1 protein-coding gene is annotated in these 246 nt (G+C 69.5%); it reads right to left on the reverse strand.

Features of this window, described 5'->3' with window-relative positions; all coding sequences use genetic code 11:
* A partial coding sequence (locus CH341_RS33145; RefSeq protein WP_210208754.1) for a polyprenyl synthetase family protein occupies window positions 1–246 on the reverse strand: 246 nt, incomplete at both ends.

The following is a 246-nucleotide window of genomic DNA, read 5'->3' on the forward strand; positions in this document are numbered from 1 at the left end:
CGGCCGCCTCGTCCTTGCCCGTCGCCTTGCCGGCCTCCTCGCTCGTCGATTGCTTGTCGATGAGATCGTCGGCGATCTGGAAGGCAAGGCCGAGCGCCGCACCGAAATCGCGCGCCACGGCCCGATCCTCCCCGCCCGCACCGGCGAGGCAGGCACCCATCTCGCAGGAGACGGCAATGAGCGCCCCGGTCTTCATGGCCTGCAGATTGCGCACCTGATCGGCGGTCAGCGTCGCATGTTCGGCGG

Source organism: Rhodoplanes roseus (genome assembly GCF_003258865.1).
Taxonomy (GTDB): domain Bacteria; phylum Pseudomonadota; class Alphaproteobacteria; order Rhizobiales; family Xanthobacteraceae; genus Rhodoplanes; species Rhodoplanes roseus.